This window comes from Paenibacillus tengchongensis (assembly GCF_008973665.1).
Lineage (GTDB): Bacteria > Bacillota > Bacilli > Paenibacillales > Paenibacillaceae > Paenibacillus_AQ > Paenibacillus_AQ tengchongensis.
Genome location: NZ_WACP01000056.1, coordinates 1 through 601, shown reverse-complemented (window position 1 = coordinate 601; position 601 = coordinate 1). Strand labels below are relative to the sequence as shown.

Below are 601 nucleotides of genomic sequence, written 5' to 3'. Positions count from 1 at the left end.
GCTCATCACATCCTGGGGCTGAAGTAGGTCCCAAGGGTATGGCTGTTCGCCATTTAAAGTGGTACGCGAGCTGGGTTTAGAACGTCGTGAGACAGTTCGGTCCCTATCTGCCGTGGGCGCTGGAGAACTGAGGGGGGGCTGCTCCTAGTACGAGAGGACCGGAGTGGACGTATCACTGGTGTTCGGGTTGTCATGCCAATGGCACTGCCCGGTAGCTAAATGCGGAAGAGATAAGTGCTGAAAGCATCTAAGCACGAAACTTGCCCCGAGATGAGTTCTCCCTGAGACTTAGAGTCTCCTGAAGGAACGTTGAAGACGACGACGTTGATAGGCCGGGTGTGTAAGCGCAGCGATGCGTTGAGCTAACCGGTACTAATGAACCGTGAGGCTTAACCTTACAACGCCGAAGATGTTTTGGCGGATGAGAGAAGATTTTCAGCCTGATACAGATTAGATTAACCGGCGACAAGCGGGTTAATGAAACAGAATTTGCCTGGCGGCCTTAGCGCGGTGGTCCCACCTGACCCCATGCCGAACTCAGAAGTGAAACGCCGTAGCGCCGATGGTAGTGTGGGGTCTCCCCATGCGAGAGTAGGGAACT

At 54.2% G+C, this 601-nt stretch carries 2 rRNA genes; both read left to right on the top strand.

The features are described from left to right. Window positions 1-397, top strand: a 23S ribosomal RNA gene (locus F1381_RS27900); the annotation flags it as partial. A 95-nt stretch (window positions 398-492) separates the two neighbouring features. Beyond that, a 5S ribosomal RNA gene (gene rrf, locus F1381_RS27895) occupies window positions 493-601 on the top strand; the annotation flags it as partial.